Annotated in this window: 22 protein-coding genes and 1 pseudogene; 8 read left to right on the top strand and 15 right to left on the bottom strand. The window is 65.2% G+C overall.

All coding sequences use genetic code 11. The annotated features are described in order from the left end of the window. Positions 1-5: 5 nt before the first annotated feature. The 4 genes from cysW to H4I97_RS12180 all read right to left on the bottom strand — a co-directional run bounded on the left by cysW (position 6) and on the right by H4I97_RS12180 (position 3,538). Positions 6-878: a sulfate ABC transporter permease subunit CysW gene (gene cysW, locus H4I97_RS12165; protein ID WP_182304909.1), complete on the bottom strand. Its 873-nt coding sequence runs from the start codon at positions 876-878 to the stop codon at positions 6-8. Continuing rightward, entirely contained in the window at positions 868-1,704 is an 837-nt protein-coding gene (cysT, locus tag H4I97_RS12170; protein ID WP_244658637.1) for a sulfate ABC transporter permease subunit CysT, read from the bottom strand. The genes cysW and cysT overlap by 11 nt, the downstream gene beginning before the upstream one ends. Positions 1,705-1,812: 108 nt before the next feature. Then, positions 1,813-2,835 carry a sulfate ABC transporter substrate-binding protein gene (locus H4I97_RS12175; RefSeq protein ID WP_182304911.1) on the bottom strand — a complete coding sequence of 341 codons (1,023 nt, stop codon included), beginning with the start codon at positions 2,833-2,835 and terminating at the stop codon, positions 1,813-1,815. A 268-nt stretch (positions 2,836-3,103) separates the two neighbouring features. Further along, positions 3,104-3,538 carry an RrF2 family transcriptional regulator gene (locus H4I97_RS12180; protein ID WP_182304912.1) on the bottom strand — a complete coding sequence of 145 codons (435 nt, stop codon included), beginning with the start codon at positions 3,536-3,538 and terminating at the stop codon, positions 3,104-3,106. A gap of 289 nt (positions 3,539-3,827) precedes the next feature. On the opposite strand from H4I97_RS12180, the gene H4I97_RS12185 reads away from it, so the two are divergent. The 3 genes and pseudogenes from H4I97_RS12185 to cysN all read left to right on the top strand — a co-directional run bounded on the left by H4I97_RS12185 (position 3,828) and on the right by cysN (position 7,185). Continuing rightward, on the top strand, positions 3,828-4,577 hold the full coding sequence (locus tag H4I97_RS12185) for a phosphoadenylyl-sulfate reductase (RefSeq protein ID WP_182304913.1): 750 nt from the start codon (positions 3,828-3,830) through the stop codon (positions 4,575-4,577). Positions 4,578-4,746: 169 nt separating this feature from the next. Beyond that, a complete protein-coding gene (gene cysD, locus H4I97_RS12190; protein WP_182304914.1) occupies positions 4,747-5,703 on the top strand; it encodes a sulfate adenylyltransferase subunit CysD in 957 nt (318 codons plus the stop codon). A gap of 1 nt (position 5,704) precedes the next feature. Then, positions 5,705-7,185 (top strand): annotated as a pseudogene (gene cysN / locus H4I97_RS12195) (sulfate adenylyltransferase subunit CysN). Between the two features lie 79 nt (positions 7,186-7,264). On the opposite strand, the gene H4I97_RS12200 reads toward cysN, so the two are convergent. Beyond that, positions 7,265-7,801, bottom strand: coding sequence for a dihydrofolate reductase family protein (locus H4I97_RS12200; RefSeq protein ID WP_182304915.1), 537 nt, complete (start codon positions 7,799-7,801; stop codon positions 7,265-7,267). Positions 7,802-7,846: 45 nt separating this feature from the next. Between H4I97_RS12200 and H4I97_RS12205 the strand changes: the two genes are divergently transcribed. Together H4I97_RS12205 and H4I97_RS12210 are read left to right on the top strand one after the other, a co-directional pair. Then, a complete protein-coding gene (locus H4I97_RS12205; protein WP_182304916.1) occupies positions 7,847-8,401 on the top strand; it encodes a TetR/AcrR family transcriptional regulator in 555 nt (184 codons plus the stop codon). Between the two features lie 136 nt (positions 8,402-8,537). Continuing rightward, on the top strand, positions 8,538-9,035 hold the full coding sequence (locus H4I97_RS12210) for a DUF2165 family protein (protein WP_182304917.1): 498 nt from the start codon (positions 8,538-8,540) through the stop codon (positions 9,033-9,035). Positions 9,036-9,059: 24 nt separating this feature from the next. Here H4I97_RS12210 and H4I97_RS12215 read toward each other — a convergent pair whose 3' ends face one another. From H4I97_RS12215 to nirK, 5 genes are all read right to left on the bottom strand, one after another. Further along, positions 9,060-10,304 (bottom strand): GGDEF domain-containing protein, encoded by a 1,245-nt coding sequence (locus H4I97_RS12215; RefSeq protein WP_182304918.1) that lies wholly within the window; start codon positions 10,302-10,304, stop codon positions 9,060-9,062. A gap of 398 nt (positions 10,305-10,702) precedes the next feature. Then, on the bottom strand, positions 10,703-11,140 hold the full coding sequence (locus tag H4I97_RS12220; RefSeq protein ID WP_182304919.1) for a pseudoazurin: 438 nt from the start codon (positions 11,138-11,140) through the stop codon (positions 10,703-10,705). Positions 11,141-11,283: 143 nt separating this feature from the next. Continuing rightward, on the bottom strand, positions 11,284-11,982 hold the full coding sequence (locus H4I97_RS12225) for a Crp/Fnr family transcriptional regulator (RefSeq protein ID WP_244658638.1): 699 nt from the start codon (positions 11,980-11,982) through the stop codon (positions 11,284-11,286). Positions 11,983-12,151: 169 nt separating this feature from the next. Continuing rightward, a complete protein-coding gene (locus tag H4I97_RS12230) occupies positions 12,152-13,066 on the bottom strand; it encodes an SUMF1/EgtB/PvdO family nonheme iron enzyme (RefSeq protein ID WP_182304921.1) in 915 nt (304 codons plus the stop codon). A gap of 83 nt (positions 13,067-13,149) precedes the next feature. After that, positions 13,150-14,277 (bottom strand): copper-containing nitrite reductase, encoded by a 1,128-nt coding sequence (nirK, locus tag H4I97_RS12235; protein ID WP_182304922.1) that lies wholly within the window; start codon positions 14,275-14,277, stop codon positions 13,150-13,152. A gap of 316 nt (positions 14,278-14,593) precedes the next feature. On the opposite strand from nirK, the gene H4I97_RS12240 reads away from it, so the two are divergent. Both H4I97_RS12240 and H4I97_RS12245 read left to right on the top strand, forming a co-directional pair. Further along, a complete protein-coding gene (locus H4I97_RS12240) occupies positions 14,594-15,817 on the top strand; it encodes an NnrS family protein (protein ID WP_182304923.1) in 1,224 nt (407 codons plus the stop codon). Between the two features lie 269 nt (positions 15,818-16,086). Continuing rightward, a complete protein-coding gene (locus H4I97_RS12245) occupies positions 16,087-16,515 on the top strand; it encodes an Rrf2 family transcriptional regulator (RefSeq protein WP_182307627.1) in 429 nt (142 codons plus the stop codon). 12 nt (positions 16,516-16,527) lie between these two features. Here H4I97_RS12245 and H4I97_RS12250 read toward each other — a convergent pair whose 3' ends face one another. From H4I97_RS12250 to H4I97_RS12270, 5 genes are all read right to left on the bottom strand, one after another. After that, positions 16,528-16,845, bottom strand: a complete 318-nt coding sequence (locus H4I97_RS12250) for a metal-sulfur cluster assembly factor (RefSeq protein WP_182304924.1) — start codon at positions 16,843-16,845, stop codon at positions 16,528-16,530. Positions 16,846-16,850: 5 nt separating this feature from the next. Further along, entirely contained in the window at positions 16,851-17,369 is a 519-nt protein-coding gene (locus tag H4I97_RS12255; protein WP_182304925.1) for a DUF2249 domain-containing protein, read from the bottom strand. Then, positions 17,350-18,729 (bottom strand): hypothetical protein, encoded by a 1,380-nt coding sequence (locus H4I97_RS12260; protein WP_182304926.1) that lies wholly within the window; start codon positions 18,727-18,729, stop codon positions 17,350-17,352. The genes H4I97_RS12255 and H4I97_RS12260 overlap by 20 nt, the downstream gene beginning before the upstream one ends. A 38-nt stretch (positions 18,730-18,767) precedes the next feature. Beyond that, positions 18,768-19,049, bottom strand: a complete 282-nt coding sequence (locus H4I97_RS12265; RefSeq protein ID WP_182304927.1) for a DUF2249 domain-containing protein — start codon at positions 19,047-19,049, stop codon at positions 18,768-18,770. A 143-nt stretch (positions 19,050-19,192) separates the two neighbouring features. Further along, the gene (locus tag H4I97_RS12270; RefSeq protein ID WP_182304928.1) at positions 19,193-20,047 is read right to left on the bottom strand and encodes a ferritin-like domain-containing protein; all 855 of its coding nucleotides are present in this window, start codon (positions 20,045-20,047) and stop codon (positions 19,193-19,195) included. A 233-nt stretch (positions 20,048-20,280) separates the two neighbouring features. Between H4I97_RS12270 and H4I97_RS12275 the strand changes: the two genes are divergently transcribed. Beyond that, positions 20,281-22,509 (top strand): NosR/NirI family protein, encoded by a 2,229-nt coding sequence (locus tag H4I97_RS12275; protein WP_244658639.1) that lies wholly within the window; start codon positions 20,281-20,283, stop codon positions 22,507-22,509. Positions 22,510-22,527 lie beyond the last annotated feature (18 nt).

The following is a 22,527-nucleotide window of genomic DNA, read 5'->3' on the forward strand; positions in this document are numbered from 1 at the left end:
GCCTTTCAGTGTTTGCGGCTGGCTGCGATTTCCTCGCCGTAATGCAGCTCCAGAATGGTCTTGAGCGCGAGCGTGACGAGGGCGAGCAGGGCGAGAAGCGTCGAGACGGCGAAGGCCGCGACGAAATTGTATTCGTTGTAGAGGACCTCGATGTGGAGCGGCATGGTCTCCGTCAGGCCGCGAACATGACCGGAGACGACCGATACGGCACCGAACTCGCCCATCGCGCGGGCATTGCAGAGCAGCACGCCATAGAGAAGGCCCCACTTGATGTTCGGGAGCGTCACGTACCGGAAGGTCTGCCAGCCGGTGGCGCCGAGTGAGATCGCCGCCTCCTCGTCGCCGGAGCCCTGCTGCTCCATCAGCGGGATCAGCTCGCGCGCGATGAACGGGAAGGTGACGAAGACGGTGGCGAGCACGATACCCGGCACGGCGAAGATGATCTCGACGCCGTGGCTCTTCAGCCAGGGGCCCATGAGGCTCTGGGAACCGAAAAGAAGCACGTAGACGAGGCCGGAGATGACCGGCGAGATCGAGAACGGCAGGTCGATCAGCGTGGTCAGGAAGGCCTTGCCGCGGAACTCGAACTTTGCGATCGCCCAGGCGGCGGCAATGCCGAAGACGAGATTGAGCGGCACGGCGATCGCCGCGACGGTGAGCGTCAGCCGGATCGCCGAGAGCGCGTCGGGTTCGGCAAGCGCTGCGACGAACTCGGACGGGCCCTTGCGGAAGGCCTCGACGAAGACGAGGACGAGCGGCAGCAGCACGACGAGCGCCATGAACGTGACGGCGATCAGCGTCAGGGCCAGGCGCCAGCCGGCGGTTTCGTTCGCCACTTCGTGGAAGGCGGTTCGGGTTTCGGCGGCTTCAGCGGACATTGGCGTACCTCCGGCGGCTACACATCTGCAGAAGATTGATCAGCAGCAGCATGGCGAAAGAGATGATCAGCATGATGCAGGCAATCGAGGTGGCGCCGGCATAGTTGAACTCCTCCAGCCGGATGACGATCAGAAGCGGCGCGATTTCCGAAACGTAAGGGATGTTGCCGGCGATGAAAATGACCGAGCCGTATTCGCCGACGGCGCGGGCGAAGGCGAGTGCGAAACCGGTGAGGATCGCCGGCATGAGACCCGGCAGGATGACGCGGGAAATCGTCTGGAAGCGGTTCGCCCCGAGGGTGGCTGCGACCTCCTCGACCTCGCGGTCGATCTCCTGCATGACCGGCTGGACGGTGCGCACGACGAAGGGCAGTCCGACGAAGACCAGCGCCACGACGATGCCGAGCGGCGTGAAGGCGATCTTGATGCCGAGCGGTGCAAACAGAGACCCGACCCAGCCCTTCGGCGCGTAGAGCGCGGCGAGCGAGATGCCGGCGACCGCCGTCGGCAGTGCGAACGGCAGATCGATGATCGCATCGAGCAGGCGGCGGCCCGGAAAATGATAGCGCACCAGCACCCAGGCGGTGAGGACGCCGAAGACGGCGTTGATCGACGCGGCAATGAGCGAGCAGCCGAAGCTTACCTTCAGCGCCAGCAAGGTGCGCTCATCGAGCGCGATGGCGACGAACTCGTCCCAGCCGAGCGAGGCCGAACGCCAGACAAGGGCAGCGAGCGGGATCAGGATGATCACCGTCAGGTAAAAGATCGTATAGCCGAGCGTCAGGCCGAAGCCCGGCAAGATGCTCGGCTGTCGCCAGTTCTTCATGAATGTACCCGCCATCGCCCCGTCGCGTCTTCTATCATGCCTTCAAATCATCCGGCAGCAAGCCCCGGCCCTGCGGCAGGGACTTGCCGATTTCGGCAGAAGCGCCGCTTACCGGGCGGGCTTGTAGATCTGGTCGAAGATGCCGCCGTCGCCGAAGTGGGCGGGCTGCGCCTTGGCCCAGCCGCCGAAGATCGGGTCGTCGATCGTGACCAGATCGAGCTTCGGCAGCGTCAGCTGTTCGGCGGGCACGAGTTCCGGCTTCGACGGGCGGTAGAAGTGCCTGGCGGCGAGCGTCTGGCCTTCCGGTGAATAGAGGTATTCGAGATAGGCCTCGGCGACCTTGCGGGTGCCCCTGGCGTCGACATTTCCGTCGACGACGGCGACCGGCGGCTCGGCGAGGATCGAGAGCTTCGGCACGACGATCTCGAAGGCGTCGTTGCCGAATTCTCTGCCGGCGAGATAGGCCTCGTTTTCCCAGGCGATCAGCACGTCGCCGATCTCGCGCTGGGCGAAGGTCACGGTCGAACCGCGGGCGCCCGTATCGAGGACGGGCGTGCGGCGGAAGATCTCGGCGACGTATTCCTTGATCTTCGCCTCGTCGCCACCGAATTCCTTGTGAGCCCAGGCCCAGGCGGCGAGATAGTTCCAGCGGGCGCCGCCCGAGGTCTTCGGGTTCGGAGTGACGATCTGGACGTCGCCCTTCACCAGGTCGCCCCAGTCGTGGATGCCCTTCGGATTGCCCTTGCGGACGAGGAAGACGATCGTCGAGGTGTAGGGGGCGGAATTGTTCGGGAGGCGGCTCCGCCAGTCGGCCGGGATCTTGCCGGTATTCCGGGCAATCGCGTCGATGTCGCTTTCGAGCGCCAGCGTCACGACATCGGCATCGAGGCCGTCGATCACCGCGCGGGCCTGCTTGCCCGATCCGCCGTGCGACTGCTGGACAGTGACATTCTCGCCGGTCTCGTCCTTCCAGTGTTTGGCGAAGGCGGCGTTGTATTCCTTGTAGAACTCACGCGTCGGATCATAGGAGACATTCAGCAGTTTCGCGTCGGCGAAGGCCGGAGCGGCGATGCCCGCCGTCAATGACAGGCCGACCAGAAGACCGCCCAGATGTTTCAGGAATGTGCTCATCACAACTGTCCCTCTCATACGTTGCGACTTAAGACTACTTAGTAGGTAGACTTAGTCAACATGACCGAGGAAACACGCAAAACTCTTTCCCTCGCGGCATCTCCGGCGCAAAAGCCGCACTGCCGAAAGCCCGCCGCCGGCGACAAACTGTCCGCCGGAACCACTTTCGGCAGAATGGGTGAAGGATGCCGCCGGCGTACCGCTGGCACAATGACGGGGATCAAGAGGACTTCCGCAGTGGCGATCGAGCGGGGCGAGCCGCCGATGTTCAGCCGGCTTCGACCTTTTCCTCGACGCTCACGCCGTCGGCGAGTGTGGCCTCGAACAGAATGCGGCGGGTGGCGTCCGCCACGTGCGCGAAGACACGGCGGATCTCGCAATCGGCCTCGCCGTTGCAGTCCTCGCACTTGCGGTAGGCGGTGATCGACAGGCACGGAAGCGGCGCGATCGGTCCGTCGATCAGCCGCAGGATCTCGCCGTAGGTGACTTCGTTCGCAGGTTTCAAGAGCAAGTAGCCGCCCTGCTTGCCGCGGCGGCTGACGACGATGCCGCTGCGCTTCAGCTCGAGCAGGATCTGTTCGAGGAACTTCTTCGGGATCGCCTGCTGCTCGGCGATGTCGGAAATCTGCACGGGCTCGCCGGCTGGCGCGCGCGCCAGCACAGACAGCGCCCTCAGCGCGTATTTCGCCCTTTGCGAGATCATCGCGTGCCGCTTCCCGTCCTCTGCACCCGGCCGCGGCGTCGTTCCGGAATTTCCGGCGTCGCAGTCCTCGCGGTCACTAAACCACAAAGCCGTTAAATACAATTTCGCCATCAAGATTTGTCAGACCGGGCGAACGGGAGCGTGTCCACGCGCGGGCGGCGGCTTTTCTGCGGATCGCGCCGTGCAGAGAGATATTTGCTCCCGCCTGCGCGTCATTCGAAACGCATGTTTCTGTCAGCGCCGCTGATTTGTTGAGATACTGCCGCAAATAAAACAGCAGGATTGCGAGATGACGACCCGCCACCAGGAAGACCAGGCCCGCAGCCTCGACCAGGAACTCGCCGCCCTCGACCTCGCCGGACGGCTTGCGCTCGTCGGGCAGCTCGGCGGCCGCGCCGTCTTTACCACGAGCCTCGGCATCGAGGACCAGGTGATCACCGCCGTGATCGGCACCGAACGTCTGCCGATCGAGGTTTCGACGCTCGAGACCGGCCGGCTCTTTCCCGAAACGGTGGCGCTGATTGCCGAGACGGAAGAACGCTTCGGCATCGAGATCAGGCGTTTCCGTCCCGAACAGGCGGATATCGACGCCTATGCGGAGAAATACGGCCTGAACGGCTTCTACGAGAGCGTCGAGGCCCGCCACGCCTGCTGTCATGTGCGCAAGCTGAAGCCGCTCGCCCGTGCGCTCGAAGGAGCGGCCGTCTGGGTGACCGGGCTTCGCCGCGGCCAGTCCGGCAATCGTGCGATGACGCCGTTCGCCGAATACGACGCCGAGCGCAACCTCATCAAGGTCAACCCCCTCGCCGACTGGTCGATCGAGGAGATCAAGGCCTTCGTCGAGGCCGAGGCGGTGCCGGTCAATCCGCTGCACGCCCGCGGCTATCCCTCGATCGGCTGCGAGCCGTGCACACGGGCGATCAAGCCCGGCGAACCTGAACGCGCCGGCCGCTGGTGGTGGGAGAACGACGAGAAGCGCGAATGCGGGCTGCATGTGGCGGAAGCGGCGGAGGCGAGCCCCATTCCCGTTCGGGCCTAAAGAGGAAATTGCCCCTCACCCTGACCCTCTCCCCGCGAGCGGGGCGAGGGGACGGAGACGGCGCGGCAAGGCCCTTCTCCCCGCAAGCGGGGAGAAGGTGGCGGCAGCCGGATGAGGGGCTCAAGAGAAAAGATGGGCCGGGTAGCGTCCCGGAGGAAAGCAAGAAGCAATGCACGTACACACATCCGAGTTCGATCCGCATTCGAAGGATCCCGTGACCAAGCCGCCGCTCGATCCGCACCTGAAGGCGCTGGAGAACGAGGCGATCCATATCTTCCGCGAGGTCGCGGCGGAGTTCGACAAGCCGGTCATGCTCTATTCGATCGGCAAGGATTCCTCCGTCCTGCTGCACCTCGCCCGCAAGGCCTTCTATCCCGGCCGCGTGCCCTTCCCGCTGTTGCACGTCAACACCGGCTGGAAGTTCGCGGAAATGATCGCCTTCCGCGACGAGATGGTGGAGCGCTACGACCTCGACTTGATCGAGCACATCAATCCGCGCGGTGCGGCCGAAGGGATTACGCCCTTCAGCCACGGCTCGGCGCTCTATACCGACATCATGAAGACGGAAGGCCTGCGCCAGGCGCTCGACGCCGGCAAGTTCGACGCGGCCTTCGGCGGTGCACGGCGCGACGAGGAAGCCTCCCGCGCCAAGGAGCGCATCTATTCCTTCCGCACGCCGGACCATCGCTGGGATCCGCGCAACCAGCGGCCGGAGCTCTGGAACATCTACAACGGCCAGATCCGCCGCGGCGAGAGCGTGCGCGCCTTTCCGCTCTCCAACTGGACCGAGGTCGACATCTGGCGCTACATCCAGGCGGAGAACATTCCACTCGTGCCGCTCTACTTCGCCAAGAAGCGCCCCTTCGTGGAGCGCGACGGCATGATGATCCTCGCCGAGGACCCGCGCCTCGAACTGCTGCCCGGCGAAGTCCGCCAGGAGGGCATGATCCGTTTCCGCACGCTCGGCTGCTTCCCGCTGACGGGCGCCATCCGCAGCCACGCGACCACGCTCGAAGACGTGATCGCCGAGCTCGAAATCGCAACCGTGTCCGAGCGCCAGGGCCGGGCCATCGACCGCGACCAGTCGGGGTCGATGGAAAAGAAGAAACGCGAAGGATATTTCTGAGATGACCGTAAGCGCCCTCGCAACCGCCACCGCCTCCGCCCTTCCCGAGATTCACCCGGAGGCCGTCCGGCGTGACTCGCGCCCGCTGCGCCTCATCACCTGCGGCTCGGTGGACGACGGCAAGTCGACGCTGATCGGCCGGCTTCTCTGGGATACCAAGGCGGTCAAGGAAGACCAGGCGGCGACGCTCCACCGCGACAGTGGCAAGCAGAACGACCTCGGCCTGCCCGACTTCGCGCTGCTTCTCGACGGCCTGCAGGCCGAGCGCGAACAGGGGATCACCATCGACGTCGCCTACCGCTACTTCTCGTCCGAGAAGCGCTCCTTCATCGTCGCCGACACCCCGGCCACGAACAGTATACCCGCAACATGGCGACCGGCGCCTCGACCGCCGATCTCGCGGTGCTGCTCGTCGACGCGCGGACCGGCCTTCTCGAACAGACCCGCCGGCACGCCACCATCGCCTCGCTGATGGGCATCAAGCAGTTCGTGCTGGCAGTCAACAAGATCGACCTCACCAACTACGCCAAAGCCGGTTTCGAGCAGATCGCCCATGACTTCAAGGCGCTGGCGCTGTCGCTTGGCGTGCGCCAGGTGACGGCGATCCCGATGTCGGCGCTCAAAGGCGAGAACGTCGTCTATTCCGGCCAGGCGGTAATGCCCTGGTATGACGGCCCGACGCTCATCGAGACGCTCGAGCTTGCGACGCAGCGCTCCAACCAGACGACCGGCTTCCGCCTTCCGGTGCAGCGCGTCTGCCGCCCCGGCGAAAGCTTCCGCGGCTATCAGGGCACGGTTGCCGGCGGTTCGGTGAAGCCCGGCGACAGCGTCGCGATCCTGCCCTCCGGCCAGGTCGCCAACGTCAAGCAGATCGTTACCTTCGACCTCGTGCGCAATGCCGCGGTCGCGGGCGATGCGATCACGCTGGTGCTCGACCGGCAGGTCGACGTCTCGCGCGGCGACCTGATCGTCTCGGTCGACGCGCAGCCGCAAACCGGGCTCGCCTTCGACGCCCAACTCGTCGCGCTGCAGCCGGAAGGCATCCAGCCCGGCAAGCGCTACTGGCTGAAGGCCGGTGCCCGCCGCCAGCGCGTGCAGGTACAGCCGGTGAGCCAGCTCGACCTCCACAGCGGAAAGTGGAAGCCGGCCGAAAGCCTGTCGATGAACGCAATCGGCAAGGTACACCTCGCCTTCGACGAACTGGCGATGTTCGACCCCTACGAGCAGAACCGCGCGACCGGGGCCTTCATCCTGATCGATCCCGACACCAACAACACGGTGGCCGGCGGCATGATCACGGCGAAGCGCGCCGATCTTTCCGGCCTCAATGCCGGCGAGGCGCGGGTGATCCTGTCGCTGCCGGCGGACCTCGCCGACCAGCTGATGGCGACCGAGCTTCTCGCAAGCCGCCGCGACGAGGTCGAAAGCCGCCGGCTGACGACCGCCGCAGCCCGCGATTTCATCGACGGCATCGACGGCTGATCTCTCCCAATATCTCCGCTTACCTCCCACCCGCCCCTTCCGGGGCGGGCTTTTTTTCGTCCGGCAGGCGACCCCGACGCTAAGCCGCCCGGGGCATGCGGTAATGCAGCCGGACGCAACCGCGGTCCATCGCCTTCGCACTGACGAGCTCCAGGCTCGCCCGGAAACCAGTCGGCGGAAAAAGCGGCTGGCCGCCGCCGATCAGTTCGGGCATCACGTAGATCTCGATTTCGTCCAGGGCGCCGCGCTCGATGAACGCCATCTGGAGCTGCCCGCCGCCGAGCATCCAGACGTCGCCGTCGTCCAGCGCGCGGAGCTCCGCGATGAGGGCGTCGATGTCGCTGCGGACGGTGAGCGGACCCTTCGGATCGTCGATCGGCCGCGAGGTGACGACGATCACCCGTTGTTCGGCGTAGGGCCAGGGCGAAGGTTCGTTGGCGAGGAAGTCGTAGGTCTTCCGCCCCATGACGACGGTGCGGATGCGCTTCAGAAACAGCGTGTAATCGTGCTCTCCGAGGTCCATGCCGTCATACTTGTAGAGCCAGTCGAGGCTGTCGTCCCCCGAGACGATCATGCCATCCAGACTGGTCGCGATATATCCGAGGATTCTGGCCATAGCTGCCCTCTTGATTTATAAACGAACATACATTTATAAATAATCATGGCCAGACACAAGACCATATCTGACGAGCAGGTGCTCGACCGTCTGTTCGACGTCATCGTCGAGACGGGGCCCGACGGGCTGACCTTCGCGAAGAGTGCAGCGGCATGCGGGCTCTCCCCCGCCTCTCTCGTGCAGCGCTACGGCAACCGGGAACGGCTGGTCGAAGCGATCCTGCTGCGCGCGTGGGACAGGCTCGACGCCGAAACGGCCGCCGCCGACGCCGCGGAGGCGGTGACGCCGGACGGCGCGGTGAATTTCCTCATGCGCCTGATGCCCGCGGAATCTGCCGAGCGCGACGCGACCGACGGGCTCCTGCTGCTCAGGGAGGATATCCGCAATCCGAAGCTCCGTGCCCGCGGCGCTGCCTGGGGTCATGCGGTTGCCGAAGCGCTGGGCCGTCGCCTCTCCGAAGACCGGGAGAAGGGCCGGCGACTGGGCTGGCAGATGGCCGCCGTGTGGCAGGGCGCCCATACCTGGTGGGCATTCACGCGAGCGGAGCCCGCGGAACACGCCATCCGGCGGATGCTGACCGAGTGGCTCGAGCGGCTCTGACGCCGCGCGGCGACACCTGCGGTTACGCGCTCGTCGATCCGGCGGGATTCCAAGAGATTTTTTGTCCGGCGACGTCACAATCGGCAGGGCTCACTCGTCATCGGGGCATACCTCCTGAAACATAGGGAAAGCCCTCATGACCCAGTTTGCCTCGCTCCTTCTCTTCAAGACTGTGCTTCTCTCCGGGCTCGCCCTCTGGCTCTCGGTCGTCGTGGTCAACAACCTGACCGCCTTCCGCGGTGGCGTCTTTTCCGTCGGCTCGATGATGGCCATGCATCTCTTCGACCAAGCACCGGCGATCACCACGCCGCTCCTCTCCCGCCGCGTCACGTCCGAAGGCTGGCACCGGCTGGTCTACGGCTTCGTCGTCACCGTGGAGATCGTCGTCGCGCTCTTGCTCGTCTACGCCGCACTCGTCTCGCTCGGAGCCTTCCTCGGCTATGCGGATGCGGCGGCCGCCGTCGGATACGCCAACCTCGCGCTTTCGGGCTTCGTTGCGATGGGCCTCATCATGCTGGTCGGCGGCGCATGGTTTGCCTATTACATCCGGCAGGAGGGCGCGCAGATCACCCATTTCGCGCTGATCGGCCTCGGCCTCGCCGCCGGCCTCGTCATCAACATCCCGACGCTGTGACGGCGGCCGGTACCAACGCCGGCCTCAGGCGGGGCGGGAATGCAGGATCCGACCGGAGATTGCGCCCGCCTGATCGCTCGCGCCGCCTCTCCCGGCGGCGGCAGCCTTGGCCCCCGGCAGTTGCAAGGCGCGGACGCAATTGCGACCCTCGGCCTTGGCCAGATAGAGCATGGTGTCGGCCGATGCGAGAAGAAGGTCGAGGGTCACAGTCCCCTCGCCTATCACCGCGACGCCTATGCTGACGGTGATGGAGAGCGTCCGGCCTTCGAAGGGGATCAGGTGCCGCTCTACGGCCCTCCGGAATGCATCGGCTATCGCACGCCCCTCGTCCAGCCCGGCTCCCGGCAGGAGGCAGGCGAATTCCTCACCGCCGAACCGCGCGACGACGGCGTTTTCCGGCATTTGCCGCCGGAGCAGTTCGGAGAATGCGACCAGCACGCGGTCGCCGGCGAGATGACCGTCGGTGTCGTTGACCGACTTGAAGTGGTCGAGGTCGAAGAGCAGCATTGCCGTCGCCTCGTCCGGCCGGGCGAGCATCGCCTCCGTCCGCGCGATGAAGGAGCGGCGGTTGTCGAGCCCCGTCAGCGCATCGGTCTCCGCCGCGATCCGGTAGCGACGCTCGGAACGATCCTTGGCGAGCATCGCAAGCGAGAACATGCCGAACATGTTGGAGAGCGCCGAGAGCAGCGACAGGCCGACGAACCAGACCGCGTAGTGCTCCTGCGCATCGACCGGAGGCGCGACGAAGAGCGCGAAGGGAATGCGCGCGAGCCAGAGCAGCGCGTGGCCGAGATTGATGGCGCAGGCGAGCGGGCGGAACGGCAGCGGTTCGCGGAGCCCGCCGCGGTAGACCTCCCACGCGGCAAGCCCGTTATAGACACCAAAGACCGCAGCGGCGAAGACGGCGCGGAAGACGGTCGAGTCCTGGAACAGCGACAGCGGATAAATGGCAAGGCTCAGGAGCGCACCGGCAAAGGCTGCGAGGTAGCTCGGCCGACGATTGTCGAAGACGGCAAAGGCACTCCAGAAGAGGCCGATGCCGGCAAAGGCGAGCGGAAAACCGAGGCCGGTGGAGAGCCAGAATGGCACGACGAGACGCAGGCCATGCAGCACCGCGCCGACGATCCCGGCGACAGAGGCGAGACCCAGCACGGCGAAGGCCCTGTTGCTGCGATCGCGCCACCAGATGCCCAGCGAGATGACGGCGACGACAAGCGTTCCGAGGGCATAGACGACCATGATGGTCGGCAGATGTAGAAATTGCTCCAATACTGCGATCCGGACAAAGTCAAACAAACCGGCATTCTGTCCGAGATGCGTGGAAAATCCGTTAAGCCTCGCATTTTCGTGAGTTCCGGCAAGATAATACTTTAGGGAACCTGCCCTTCTCTCGGAGGCACGTTATCTGCCCGATACAAAAGAAAGAAAGTCCGCAGGGTAGCGGACACGTCCTGTCGACAAACTCTCATTCCAAGGGTTCTGCGGTCTGCGGCGCGGACGCGCCGTGGCTGGCCGGGCTCAAGGCCGGGGTGACGGCGGATGCGAAGCCGCTCCGGTCGCTGCGGCGGTCCCCGGCAGTCGCGCGCCGAAACGGAAAAAGCCCGCGGGGTTCGCGGGCTTTCTCCTCCTCTGCGCGGCCCCGGGGGCGTTGGGGCGCGCTGCTCGCCTCAGAGCTGAGCCAGTTCCTTCTCGATCTTTTCCTGGGCCTTCTTCGGGGCCTTGACGCTCTTGATCTCATCGACATTGGCGGGGGCGTCACCGACGACGACCACGGCAACCATGCCCATGCTGAAGTGCGGGTTGCACTTGATCACGTAGGCGCCCGGCACGGTGAAGGTGGCCTTGACCGTCTCGTTGATCTTGCCCTTGAACGCTTCGGCACCTTCCGGGATCATGCCCTTGACGGTTTCGGCGTTATGACCCTTGTCGGTGGGAATGAAGGTGATCGTGTCTCCGGGCGCGACCTTGGTCAGCGCGGGTTCGAACACCATGACGCCGTCCTTGCCCTTGTTGAGCATGTGGACCTCGAAATCGGCCGCGAGAGCAGGCGTGCCGAAAGCGGTCAGCAGGGCGGCGCCGATGAGATACTTGGTAACGGAATGCATATCATTCTCCTTGGTGTCAGGGCATCCCGGGGTGGATGCCGTTGCCCTCTCCTTAGGCCGGAGGCGTACCTCCATCTTTGACATAACGCAAATTAGATTCATTCGGCATGAATCTTTTAGTGCAAAGGGAAAAAGAGGCTGCGCTATTTGTCGCGCCCCTCGGCGAGCTGCGCGAGTTTCTGCGCGTCGAGCACCACGAGGCGCTGGCGACCGCCCTCGACGAGGCCGCGGGACTCCCATGCACTCAGGATGCGGGACACGGTGTGGAGCGTCGTGCCGGTCATTTCCGCGATGTCCTGGCGGGAGATCTGGAAGTCGATGCGGATGCCGCCGCCCTCCGGCTTTCCGGCCCGCTTGGCGAGCCGCAACACCGTGTGGGCGACGCGGCGCTCGACTTCCTCCGTCGACATCTCGCGCAGGCGGGTATGTGCCTCTTCGAGCCTTTCACCAATCGTCTGCATGGCACTAACCGCCAGCCCGGGGTTCTGTTCCACGAAGACCGGCCAGAGTTCGGTGGCCCAGGCGAGCACGATCGACTCCGCCGCGGCGATGGCCGTGCCGGGATAGTCGCTCCTTCTCAGCGCCTTGGCAAAACCGAAGAGGTCGCCGGGGTGAACCACCCTGACGATGATCTGCTGGCCGTCCGGAGTGACCTGCATCACCTTCAGCCGTCCATGCAGCAGCAGATAGAAATGGGTCGCCGCGTCGCCCTGCTCGAACACCGACTCCCCTTGCGGGACACGGCGGGAGTTGGCGAAGGCGAGAAGCTTGTCCAGGTCCGCATCACCCATCTTCTCGAAGAGCGAAAGCGACCTGACGAGTGTCCGGTCTATGGCAGCCACGGTATCCTCGAACGGTGGATGACTTTCGACCGTTATACCCATATCGGAAAGGGGGGCAAAGCCGCGGCGGCGATTTTCGGAGTCTTTCTCTCCGGTTTTCAACGCCTTTGCGACACGGGGCCGTGGACGCTTTGACGCAGGGCGTGAACGGGGGGACCGCACGTGCGGATCAGCTTTCGAAAACCGTCCCGCGGGTCAGCGCCCTGAGAAGCGGCGCATACCAGCGGCCGTCCCGGACGAGGCGGAAGCCGAGATTGTCGGGCGGCGTGCCGACCGAGCAGCCGCCGCTCTTCGGGTCGCGGATGAAGGAACTCATCGGCGCGCGGTGCTTGCCTTCGGTGAGATAGATCCCGCAGGCGCTGACCTCGCTGAGCACCTTGCCGTCTCCGTCGACATTGATGCGCGTGTCGCAGGTCGTCGTCCACTCCCAGACATTGCCGGCGAGGTCGGCGACACCGTACTCGTTGTCACCGAAACTGCCGAGCGGCTGGGCGACCGGATTACGGGCCGCCTTGCGGGCGGCTTCCCGCTCGTAGTCGGCGATCCAGCGCAGCGCCGGATTGCGGCTGTCGGCATCGATGCCGAGTGCGTCGTCGGAGCCGCGCGAGCCGGCGGCGAAGGCCCATTGCTCGGCGGTCGGCAGGCGCCAGACGCTGCCGGTCCGTTCCGAAAGCCAGCGGGCATAGGCGACCGCATCGTCATAGCTGATACCCGTCGCCGGTACGTCTCCAGTCGGCGCGTCGGCCTTCGGGTCGGTCGCCGCGCAGGCGCCGTCCATGACGCAGCGCGCGTAGTCGGCGGCAGTGACCTGGTATTTCATGATTTCCAGCGGAGCATCGGCGGTGGCGGTCACCATCGGCGCGTCGACCGCAAAGCCGTTGCGCAGATAATCGGCCGGGCTGCGGTAACTGAAGGTTCTAGGCGCGACGACCACCGTCTCGGGCGCAACGATGCCGACGGCCGCCGGATCGTTGCCGATGATGCCGGAGCGCACGCCGATCGCCGAGACGAGCGCGGCGAGGATGAGCGCAGGGGCAAGGAGGGAGGCGGCGGAGACGGAGGGTTTGTGAAGTGTCGTTGCCATGATCCTGTCCTTTCGACCCGCCGCGGAGGACGTCCGCGGCAGGCTGTCGTCACGGGGCGAATGCCCCCGGCTCGGCCGTCAGGTCAGGCGGCCGGCTTGATCGACGTCATCAGGTCGTCGTCCCACTCTCCGGTGACCTTGAAGTGCGCGGCAGCGCCGAGCTCGAAGGCCTCGATGAGGTTGTGGTTGACGTAGGCGTAGATGCCCGGCTGCCGGAAGGTGTAGAGTGCGGCTGCGGCCGCACCGCCCGGGATGAACCAGGTTTCCTGGTCGACGTCCGGCGGGTTGTTGAACTTGCCGCCCGCCCAGACATAGTCGCCATGGCCGCCGATCAGGTGCGGACGGGTGTCGCGGTTCGCCTGCGAATGGACGATCAGCACCCGTTCGCCGACGGCTGCGGTCATGGCCTTGTCGCCGGTCAGCGCGCCGACCGCACCGTTGAAGACCACGTGGCTCGGGGTCAACTTGCGCATGACTTCCAGCGTGTCGACATAGGCGTCGCCGGGGCTTTCATACTTCTTGAAGTTGCCGTTCTCGTCACGCGGGACGTAGAAGTCCTGTTCGCCGACGTAGTAGACCTTGTCATAGGTGACGTCGTTGCCCTTGGCGTCCTTCAGGCCCTCGCGCGGCAGCACCATGATGGCGCCGTTCATGCCCGAGGTGACGTGCCACGGAACCATTCCGGGAGGTGCGCAGTGGTAGACGAAGACGCCGGCGCGGGTCGCCTTGAAGCGCAGGATCGTGCTTTCGCCCGGGTTGACCTCGGTCAGCGCACCGCCGCCGAGTGCGCCGGTGGCAGCGTGGAAGTCGATATTGTGCTGCAGGGTATTGGTTTCCGGGTTGATCAGGGTGAGCTCGACATAGTCTCCCTGGTGGACGACCATCAGCGGGCCGGGAACCGAGCCGTTGAAGGTCATCGCCTGAACCTCGGTGCCCTCGTCGTCGATGATGAGCTTCTTTTCATGAATGGTCATCGTGAACTCGACGATCTTCGGACCGCCTTCGGCCTTCTGGGTGTGGGCGTGAACGAAGGGCGGAGCGACGAGCTCGGCCTTGACCCTCGGCAGCGCGGCGATTTCGGTTGCCGAAAGCTTTGCCGCCGGCTGGTTGGCGTGCGCGACCGTTCCATTCGCGATCAGCGTGCCGACAGCGCCCGTCAAAGCCGCACCAGCCAAAACGGCGCGGCGCGAAAGTTGAAACTGGTCGGTCATCTTCGTTCTCCTTGAAAACTGCCGCGACGCATTCCGTCCGGCCATGACCTTTCTTAAAACGCATCCCCGGCGCCTTCTTTGCTGCAAAGCAAACATATTTGAATAGTCGCAATCATTGCTTGATGCCGCCGCAATAAAGACTTCGTTACGTACCATTTCGACTTAATTTTTATTTCAGGTGCGACAATATTTCCCATCCATCGCCGCAATGCGATTGATCTAGATCAATGACGGCCTCATAATTGCGTTTTCGCAAAGAAGCAGGCTGCCAAGTGCCCTAGGGCTGAGCGGGTTCACGCAATCCGGAGCTAGACCCATGAACGACATTCCCCACGAGTCCCGCACCGGCCGCGCCGTGCCGCGCGGATTGGCGCAGACCGGCCCCGTCCTCTTTTCCTACGGCTTCCGACCGTTCTTTCTCGGCGCCGGCATCTGGGCCATCGCGGCGATGGCGCTATGGATCGCTGCACTGGTCTTCGGCTGGCCGATCGGCGGCGACTACGGCGCGCCGCACTGGCACGCCCACGAGATGCTCTTCGGCTTTGCGCCCGCGGTGCTTGCCGGCTTCCTGATGACCGCCGTGCCGAACTGGACCGGACGCCTGCCGGTTTCGGGGCCACCGCTGATGGTACTCTTCTCGATCTGGGTCGCCGGGCGCATCGCGATGCTCTCGCCCGACCTCCTCGGCGTGCCGCTCGCCGCGGCAATCGATGCCCTCTTCCTGCCCGCCCTGCTCTTCATCAACGCCCGCGAGATCATCGCCGGCCGCAAGTGGCGCGACCTCAAGGTGCTCGGCGGGCTCGCCGCACTTGCGCTTGCCAACATCTTCTTCCACCGCATGGTGATCATCGGCGTCCACAACGGCTTCGCCGATCGCCTCGCCGTCTCCGCCTATGTGATGCTGATCATGATCATCGGCGGGCGCATCGTGCCAAGCTTCACCCGCAACTGGCTGAACAAAGCCGGGCGGACCGTCTTTCCGGTGCCGTTCAACCGCTTCGACAGTGTTGCGATCACTTTCGGTGGCGTGGCGCTGGCGGCGTGGATTTTCGAGCCGATCCATCCGTTGACCGCGGTTGCGGCAGCACTCGCCGCGGGACTGCACGTCGCCCGCCTCTCCCGCTGGCGTGGCTGGGAGACCTGGGCGGAGAAGCTGCTGGTCATCCTGCATATCGGCTATGCCTTCGTGCCGCTCGGCTTCCTCGGCATCGCGCTCGGTGCCACCGGCCTCATCGGCGACTTCTCGGTGCTGCACATCCTCACCGTCGGCGCAATCGGCGTGATGATGCTCGCGGTCATTACCCGCGTGACCCGCGGGCACACCGGCCGCCAGCTCAGCGCCTCGACGACGACGGCGCTCTCCTATCTCTCGCTGATCCTCGCTGCGATCCTGCGGCCGCTCGCCGACCTCCTGCCGGATTTCTACGAACCGATGCTCGCGGCGGCGGGGATCGCCTGGATCGCCGCCTTCGGCCTCTTCATCCTCGAGCACGGGCCGATGCTGCTCACCGTCAGGCGCACGCCGCTTGCCTCCCGCTGAGGCGGCATTTCCCCTCCGGCGTCCAAGGGGTGATCGCCGGAGGCCCCGGACTAGGTCGCAGGCTCATAATCCCCCGTGAAGGATCACGACGAGGATATAGCGCGCGTCTCCTCTGCAAGTAGCTGAAACAAAACGTTTATCCGTGCTCCACTTCGGCAGGAGCGGCCGCGCTGCGGCAGGTCGGCGCGACATATTGCATCATAGATATTCATAAATGCCGATATGCATCACCATATATAATGACAGAAGACAAACAGACTGCCGATGCCATGCAACTGACGACCTTTTCCGACTATTCGATGCGCATGATGATGATGGCCGCGGCCCACCCCGACCGGCTGGTGACGATCGAGGAAACGGCCCAGGCCTACGGCATTTCCCGCGCACATCTGATGAAGGTCGCGAACCTGCTGACGCGGAACGGCTTCCTGGAGGCGGTGCGCGGGCGAACCGGCGGGTTGCGGCTCGCCCGACCGCCGGAGGAGATCCGGCTCGGCGCGCTGGTGCGGGTAACGGAAAGCGACTTCGGCATCGTCGAGTGCTTCGCCAGTGACAACAAATGCAGGATCACCGATCGCTGCCGGCTGAAGGGCGTGCTCGGCGAAGCGCTGGACGCCTTCCTCGCCGTCCTCGACCGTCATACGCTTGCGGATCTCGTCCTGCGGCCGGAAGACTTCGGCATCATTCGGGCAGCCTGACGGCCGTTCACCTCAGAAGCGCATCGCCGCGGCACTCGCCATCAGGTCCGGCGACCATGGCGGGTCGTAGGTAAGCTCGACCTCGACACCAGAGACACCTTCGACGCCGCGCACGCAGGCCTCGACCGCTTCCGTGAGGAAGCTCGTCGCGGGGCATCCCTTCATCGTCGTCGTCATCGTCACGCGCACCGCACCCGCGGGCGAAACGACGATGCCGTAGATGAGACCGAGATCGACGATGTTCTCGCCGAGCTCCGGATCGATCACGGTGCGCAGTCGCTCGTCGATGGCGAAGGCGAGACGATCGCTGTCTATCGCGGCGTTCCCCATCGCCATTACTCCGGCCGCGGTCCGATGCGCACTAGCAGGCGGTAGGCCGCACCGTCTTCACTCAGATTGCCGGCCCACTGGTGCCCGCGCTTCTTGAGTTCGGGAAACAGGAAGACCGGCTCGCGCGAGAGCAGCGCGAAGAGCACCTCGCCCGGCTCCATCTTCTCCGAGGCGGCAAGCACGCGTACCATCGGCTCCGGTGGATCGAGATCGGCGAGATCGAGATAGCGTTCGGGCTCCGGCCAGGCCGCCGGCTCGTCGGCGTCTGCCGAGACGTCGGCCTCGGATGCAGCAGACTTCGGCATGAAGAGCACCTCCCAGTCGCCGCCATCGATTTCGCGATCGATATGGTCGAAGCCGCGGCCGGCCATCACCTGGAACAGGGGCACCGGCCGGAAGGTCGCAAGAAGCCGAAACGGCTGGCCGGGCTGAAGCGCCTGGACGGCCTGCATGATGGCCTGGAAGGGTTCGCCGCCGTTCTTAAGGATCGGGCGGACATCGAGTTCATAGGGCGGCAGGGCCATGGTGACCTCCTCGGGGCATGTGGGGAAGGAAGAGATTGGGGCGGACGGCGCCCTGCGGGTGGCGCAGGGCATCCGAGACATGGGCGAGCCGACGGGCGAAGGCGAACTCGCCGGCAAGACCGATCGTCGCGATCAGAAGGCCGAGGCTTGCGAATCGGAAGAGACCGGTATGGGAGAAAAGGATTGCAAGCGTTGCCGTTGCGACGCTGCCGGCGAACAGTGCGAACCAGACGACCGCGTTGCGCTCGTCGACGAGGTCCTGCACGCGCGGGGTGGGCGCCCGCCCGAGAACCGGACCGTAGCATTCGAGCCAGGTCATGAAGGGAATGATCTTGTAGAGTTGGGCCAGACCGAGAAAGGTGAGCCAGCCGAAGGCGGCAAGGAAGACCAGCGCGCCGATGAGCGCGTCGGAGAGGCCGAAGAGGAACGCTCCCACGCAGAGCGGGACTGTGGCGAGAAGCCCGACCAGCGCGATGATCGTCATGCGGCTGTTGAGTTCCATGGTCTTGCGCTTGCGCCTGCGATAGATTTCGACGGCATCGCTACCGTAGACCCCAATCGCGGCGAGGCCAAGGAGCAGAGCGGCGACCAGGAGGCCGGTCACACCCGCCTCCCAGACGATCGCCGCGGGTGCCGCGGCCGCTACCAGAAACAGCGCCATGCCGCCGGCGCCGAGCACGAAGCGGTTCGTGCCCTTTTCCTTTTCGGGCGACAGCATGAACATCGGCAGCAGCCGATAGCTGACGCCGATGGCGGTGAAGCTCAGCCAGCCGCCGAGACCGAGGATCGCATGAAGCGGGACGCCGCTCACCACGAGCCCGGCCATCGCGCCGTCGGAGGTGACCCCGGCGAGCGTCAGGGCGAAGCAGCCGCCGAGCACCGTGGTTGCCGCGAGCGCGGCAAGCCCACCGGCGACGAAGCGGGCGGGAAGCGGCAGCGGCCGCGCCCGCCAGAGCGTCGCGGCGACGATGCCGACGAGAGCGGAAAAGCCGGCGGCGAGCAGGAGGGCGCCCGACGGGAGCGCGACACCCACCAAACGCCCGCCGCCGGAGAGATCGGCGAAGGCCAAGAGAAGTGCGAGAAGGCCCGCGACGATCAGCAGAAGTGCAGGCAAGGCAAAGCGTTCGCCGCAGAGTGGGCGCGCGACGAGAACGGGGACGAATTGCAGAAGGGCGCCCGCCATCAGCAGCGAGAGCCAGCCGATGGCGATGACGTGCACGAGGAACAGCGTTTCCGGGGCGGCGATCTCGGCGGACGGAAAACCATAGCCGAGTACCATCATGACCTCCCCGCCGATGAGGAAGGAGAGCGCCGTGGCGAAGAAGGACATGGTCCAGCGGGACAGTGTTGTACCGGGCATTTCGACCTCACCCCGAAAACGGCAATGCGACGGCTCCTTTAGTGGCCGCCGCAGGTGCAGACGTGTTCTTCCGCGTCAGGCGAGACACGACCGATTTCGACGCGCCAGACGTCCGGACCTTCCTCGATGTATTCCCAGGAGAACTGGCCGGGATAGCGCGTTTCGAGATGGTAATGCAGCGGACGCGGCGCGTGATCGGCGACGACGATGAAGGAATCGCCGAGCGCGAGCGAACCGACCATCTCGAAAATCGCGGGATGGCGCAGATGCGGCGGGATGACACGAACATCGATTTGCGGTTTGGAGATTGCGTCTGACATGGACATTCCTTGTGTACTTCGGCCGCCGGAGATCCGTCCCGGCAGGCGGCGGCCGACGCGCTTCCGGGAATGTCCAACCCTAGGCCAAGGCGGCCGCCGCCAAGTTGTCGAAACGCAAATAATTCGTCGAAACGCGCGTTGCGTCAGTGGGACGGCAAGCCGCGAAGCGTCTGCAGGCACTGGACGACCGCACCGGCGAACGCCTGGGCACGCACACGCTCCTCCTCCGCCTTGCTGCGTTCGGCAAGGTCGAGATAGGCATCCAGAATGAGCTCGCAGAGCGGCACCAGCCGGTCGCGGACGGTATCCGGCACCCGTTCGAGGATCGGCGTCTCGGCAGGCGGTGTGCGTGCAAGATGTGCCGCGCGTGCGTGCGCGTCGCGGGCGAAGACGCGCAACCGCTCGCCACGCTCGCCGCCGGCAAGCGCGGCCCGGCTCTCCAGGTGGTCGGCGAGCCGCATTTCGAGTGTCGCCAGATCGCCCGGGCTGCAATCGGCCTCGATCCGGCGAAGCTCATGGAAGGCCCGCCGCCGCTCGCGTCTGAGCGTCGCGACATGGCCGAGTTCCTCCATCGCCATCCTCTCCGCCGCCTCGCGGATCTCGTCGCTCGGCGCATGGGCGGCGACATAGGTCCAGAAGACGAAGGCGCGTTCTTCGTTGCGCACCGCCATCGAGAAGGCTCGGTAGGAGTTCAAGAGTTCCGGCGCAACGAGTGCCGCCCCCTCGTCATCGAACATCGGCTCCGGCGGCGGAGCGACCGGCCGCACCGTTTCGTGTCTCGCCTCGACCCAGCGATCGACATTGCCGAGATGGCCGCGCTCCTCGGCGGTGAGCCGGTCGAAGACCTCGGCGAGATCCGGTCGTCCCTCGGCGCGCATCCGCCCGGCAAGCGCCAGATAGCCGTCGATCGCCTCCTTTTCCATCGCGCGGGCAAGCGCCAGCAATTCGCCCATGGAGGATACGGTCCACGGCTCTTCGGTATTGCTCCAGCTGTTCATGTCAACGGTTCTCCTGGTGGCGACGGAGGGCGGAAGCGCCCCCGCGGATCGACTTTCGCAACTATGATTAAAAGATACATCTGTTATAGTTGATTTGAATCAAAGAGTTTCACGATCGGCATTTATAAACCGTCGCTTGACGGCGCGGCAGACGAAGAAAGAGGCCGAAAAGCATGCTCTCACATTCAAGACTCCCCCTATTTTCCCGTTTCGCCGTTTTCTGGTTCATTCTCATGTCGGCCTTCCTGGCGCCGGCTTTCTCCCCGCAAGCCGGAGAGCTCGCCACCTATCTCGACAAGGTGCAGCCGTCCGAGCTCTTCGAAGGTGCGGACCGATTCGGCGCGCCGGTCGGCGAGCCGCCGGTCGCCCCGGTCTTGCGCGGCGAAGACGTGCTCGGCTACGCCTACCTCAATTCCGACATCACCAGCTCGGTCGGATATTCCGGCAAACCCATCAAGATCGTCGTCGGCATCGACCGGCAGGGTGTCCTGCGCGGCCTGAAGCTCGTCGCCCACAAGGAGCCGATCGTGCTGATCGGCATTCCCGAAGCCAAGGTGGTCGCCTCGCTCAACGCCTTCATCGGCCGCGACATGGGCAAGGTTGCCGCAGGCGCCGAACGCCCGCCGCAGGCCGATATCGTCAGTGGCGCGACGGTGACCGTGCTCGTCATGGGCGACAGCGTCGTGCGCTCGGCCGTGCAGCTGATCCGCAGCGGCAGGCTCGCAGGCGAAGGCACGGTCGCCCCCGCCGCCGCAACCGCCGAGATCCGCAAGCTCGACACATCGAAGACCGGGACTGCCGACTGGCAGACGCTCGTCGGCGACGGCTCCGTGCGCAGCCTGCGGCTTACCGTCGGCGAGGTCAGCGACGCGTTCCGTCAGGCGGGACAACCGGCAGCCGCCGATCATCCCGAGACGCACAAGCCCGAGGACCGCTTCATCGACCTTTACCTCGCCCCGGTCAGCGTGCCGCTCATCGGGCGCTCGCTTCTCGGCGACAGCGGATACGAACGCCTGGCCTCGCGGCTGAAGCCCGGCCAGTCGGCGGTCATCGTCGCCGGCGACGGCGCCTATTCCTTCAAGGGCTCCGGCTATGTTCGCGGCGGCATCTTCGACCGCATCGAACTCCTGCAGAACGGCCAGAGCCTGCGCTTCCGCGACCGCGATCACACGCGCCTGCCGACGCTCGCCGCTGCCGGTGCGCCGCGGCTGCGCGAGATCGCGCTCTTCGCGATCCCCGAACAATTCGCCTTCGACGTCACATCGCCCTTCGAGCTGCAGCTTCTGGTGCAACGCAGCGCCGGCGGTCGCGACAAGGCGGTCATGCCCTACAATCTCGGCTACACCCTGCCGGATTCCTACGTCACCATCGAAAAAGCGCCGCCGGCGCAGGACGCCCCCCCTGCCCCGACGCCGCAAGCCGCGCCGGCGGGCGAAGCACCCCCTTTGAGCCCGATTGCCAGCGAACAGCCCCTCTGGGTGAAGATGTGGCAGATGAACACGGTGCCGATCGCCATAACGGTCGTCGCACTGCTCGTCCTGACGGCAATCTTCTTCTTCCAGGACTGGCTGGTCAAACGTCCGGTCCTGTTCGCCTGGGTCCGGCGCGGCTACCTGTTGTTCACGCTCGTCTGGCTCGGCTGGTACGCCAACGCCCAGCTTTCGGTCGTGAACGTCTTCACCTTCTTCAACGCGCTGATTACCGGCTTCAGCTGGGAGTTCTTCCTCTCCGCGCCGCTGATCTTCATCCTGTGGGGGGCGGTCGCCGTCTCGCTGCTCTTCTGGGGCCGCGGACCATTCTGCGGCTGGCTCTGCCCCTTCGGCGCGCTGCAGGAGCTAACGAATACGGTCGCCAAGTGGCTGAAGGTGCCGCAGATCACTCTTCCCTGGGGGCTGCATGAGCGTCTCTGGCCGGTGAAGTACGTGATCTTCCTCGGTCTCTTCGGTCTGTCGCTCTATTCGGTGGCGCTTGCCGAGGTCTATGCCGAAGTCGAGCCCTTCAAGACCGCGATCATCCTGAAGTTCATCCGCGACTGGCCCTTCGTCATCTTCGCGGTGGCGCTGCTGATCGCCGGCCTCTTCATCGAGCGCTTCTACTGCCGCTACCTCTGTCCGCTCGGCGCGGCGCTCGCGATCCCCGGCCGCATCCGCATGTTCGAATGGCTGAAGCGGTGGCCGGAATGCGGCTCGCCCTGCCAGCGCTGCGCCAAGGAATGCCCCGTTCAGTCGATCCATCCGGAAGGGCAGATCAATGTCAACGAGTGCATCTACTGCATGCACTGCCAGGAACTCTACCACGACGACCACCGCTGCCCGCACATGATCCAGGTGCGGCTGAAGCGGGAGAAGTTCATGGCGCTCTCCACCCCTTCCTCGCGCGGCGAGGCATCGGCGAAGACGCGCGTGACCCACAACGGCGAACCGATCGCTCCCGCGGGCGGCGCCGGTGCAAATCCGAACTGACCAACCACCCAAGGAGAG

Source organism: Ciceribacter thiooxidans (genome assembly GCF_014126615.1).
Taxonomy (GTDB): Bacteria; Pseudomonadota; Alphaproteobacteria; order Rhizobiales; family Rhizobiaceae; genus Allorhizobium; species Allorhizobium thiooxidans.

Excerpts from the sequence above, each read along its gene's own strand:
- H4I97_RS12270 (WP_182304928.1), bottom strand. The coding sequence starts at position 20,047 with ATGAACAGCTGGAGCAATACCGAAGAGCCGTGGACCGTATCCTCCATG.
- cysD (WP_182304914.1), top strand. The coding sequence starts at position 4,747 with ATGCACGTACACACATCCGAGTTCGATCCGCATTCGAAGGATCCCGTG.
- H4I97_RS12175 (WP_182304911.1), bottom strand. The coding sequence starts at position 2,835 with ATGAGCACATTCCTGAAACATCTGGGCGGTCTTCTGGTCGGCCTGTCA.
- H4I97_RS12185 (WP_182304913.1), top strand. The coding sequence starts at position 3,828 with ATGACGACCCGCCACCAGGAAGACCAGGCCCGCAGCCTCGACCAGGAA.
- nirK (WP_182304922.1), bottom strand. The coding sequence starts at position 14,277 with ATGACCGACCAGTTTCAACTTTCGCGCCGCGCCGTTTTGGCTGGTGCG.
- H4I97_RS12250 (WP_182304924.1), bottom strand. The coding sequence starts at position 16,845 with ATGGGGAACGCCGCGATAGACAGCGATCGTCTCGCCTTCGCCATCGAC.
- H4I97_RS12220 (WP_182304919.1), bottom strand. The coding sequence starts at position 11,140 with ATGCATTCCGTTACCAAGTATCTCATCGGCGCCGCCCTGCTGACCGCT.
- H4I97_RS12265 (WP_182304927.1), bottom strand. The coding sequence starts at position 19,049 with ATGTCAGACGCAATCTCCAAACCGCAAATCGATGTTCGTGTCATCCCG.
- cysW (WP_182304909.1), bottom strand. The coding sequence starts at position 878 with ATGTCCGCTGAAGCCGCCGAAACCCGAACCGCCTTCCACGAAGTGGCG.
- cysT (WP_244658637.1), bottom strand. The coding sequence starts at position 1,704 with ATGAAGAACTGGCGACAGCCGAGCATCTTGCCGGGCTTCGGCCTGACG.
- H4I97_RS12255 (WP_182304925.1), bottom strand. The coding sequence starts at position 17,369 with ATGGCCCTGCCGCCCTATGAACTCGATGTCCGCCCGATCCTTAAGAAC.
- H4I97_RS12275 (WP_244658639.1), top strand. The coding sequence starts at position 20,281 with ATGTCGGCCTTCCTGGCGCCGGCTTTCTCCCCGCAAGCCGGAGAGCTC.
- H4I97_RS12245 (WP_182307627.1), top strand. The coding sequence starts at position 16,087 with ATGCAACTGACGACCTTTTCCGACTATTCGATGCGCATGATGATGATG.
- H4I97_RS12260 (WP_182304926.1), bottom strand. The coding sequence starts at position 18,729 with ATGCCCGGTACAACACTGTCCCGCTGGACCATGTCCTTCTTCGCCACG.
- H4I97_RS12230 (WP_182304921.1), bottom strand. The coding sequence starts at position 13,066 with ATGGCAACGACACTTCACAAACCCTCCGTCTCCGCCGCCTCCCTCCTT.
- H4I97_RS12205 (WP_182304916.1), top strand. The coding sequence starts at position 7,847 with ATGGCCAGACACAAGACCATATCTGACGAGCAGGTGCTCGACCGTCTG.
- H4I97_RS12240 (WP_182304923.1), top strand. The coding sequence starts at position 14,594 with ATGAACGACATTCCCCACGAGTCCCGCACCGGCCGCGCCGTGCCGCGC.
- H4I97_RS12180 (WP_182304912.1), bottom strand. The coding sequence starts at position 3,538 with ATGATCTCGCAAAGGGCGAAATACGCGCTGAGGGCGCTGTCTGTGCTG.
- H4I97_RS12210 (WP_182304917.1), top strand. The coding sequence starts at position 8,538 with ATGACCCAGTTTGCCTCGCTCCTTCTCTTCAAGACTGTGCTTCTCTCC.
- H4I97_RS12200 (WP_182304915.1), bottom strand. The coding sequence starts at position 7,801 with ATGGCCAGAATCCTCGGATATATCGCGACCAGTCTGGATGGCATGATC.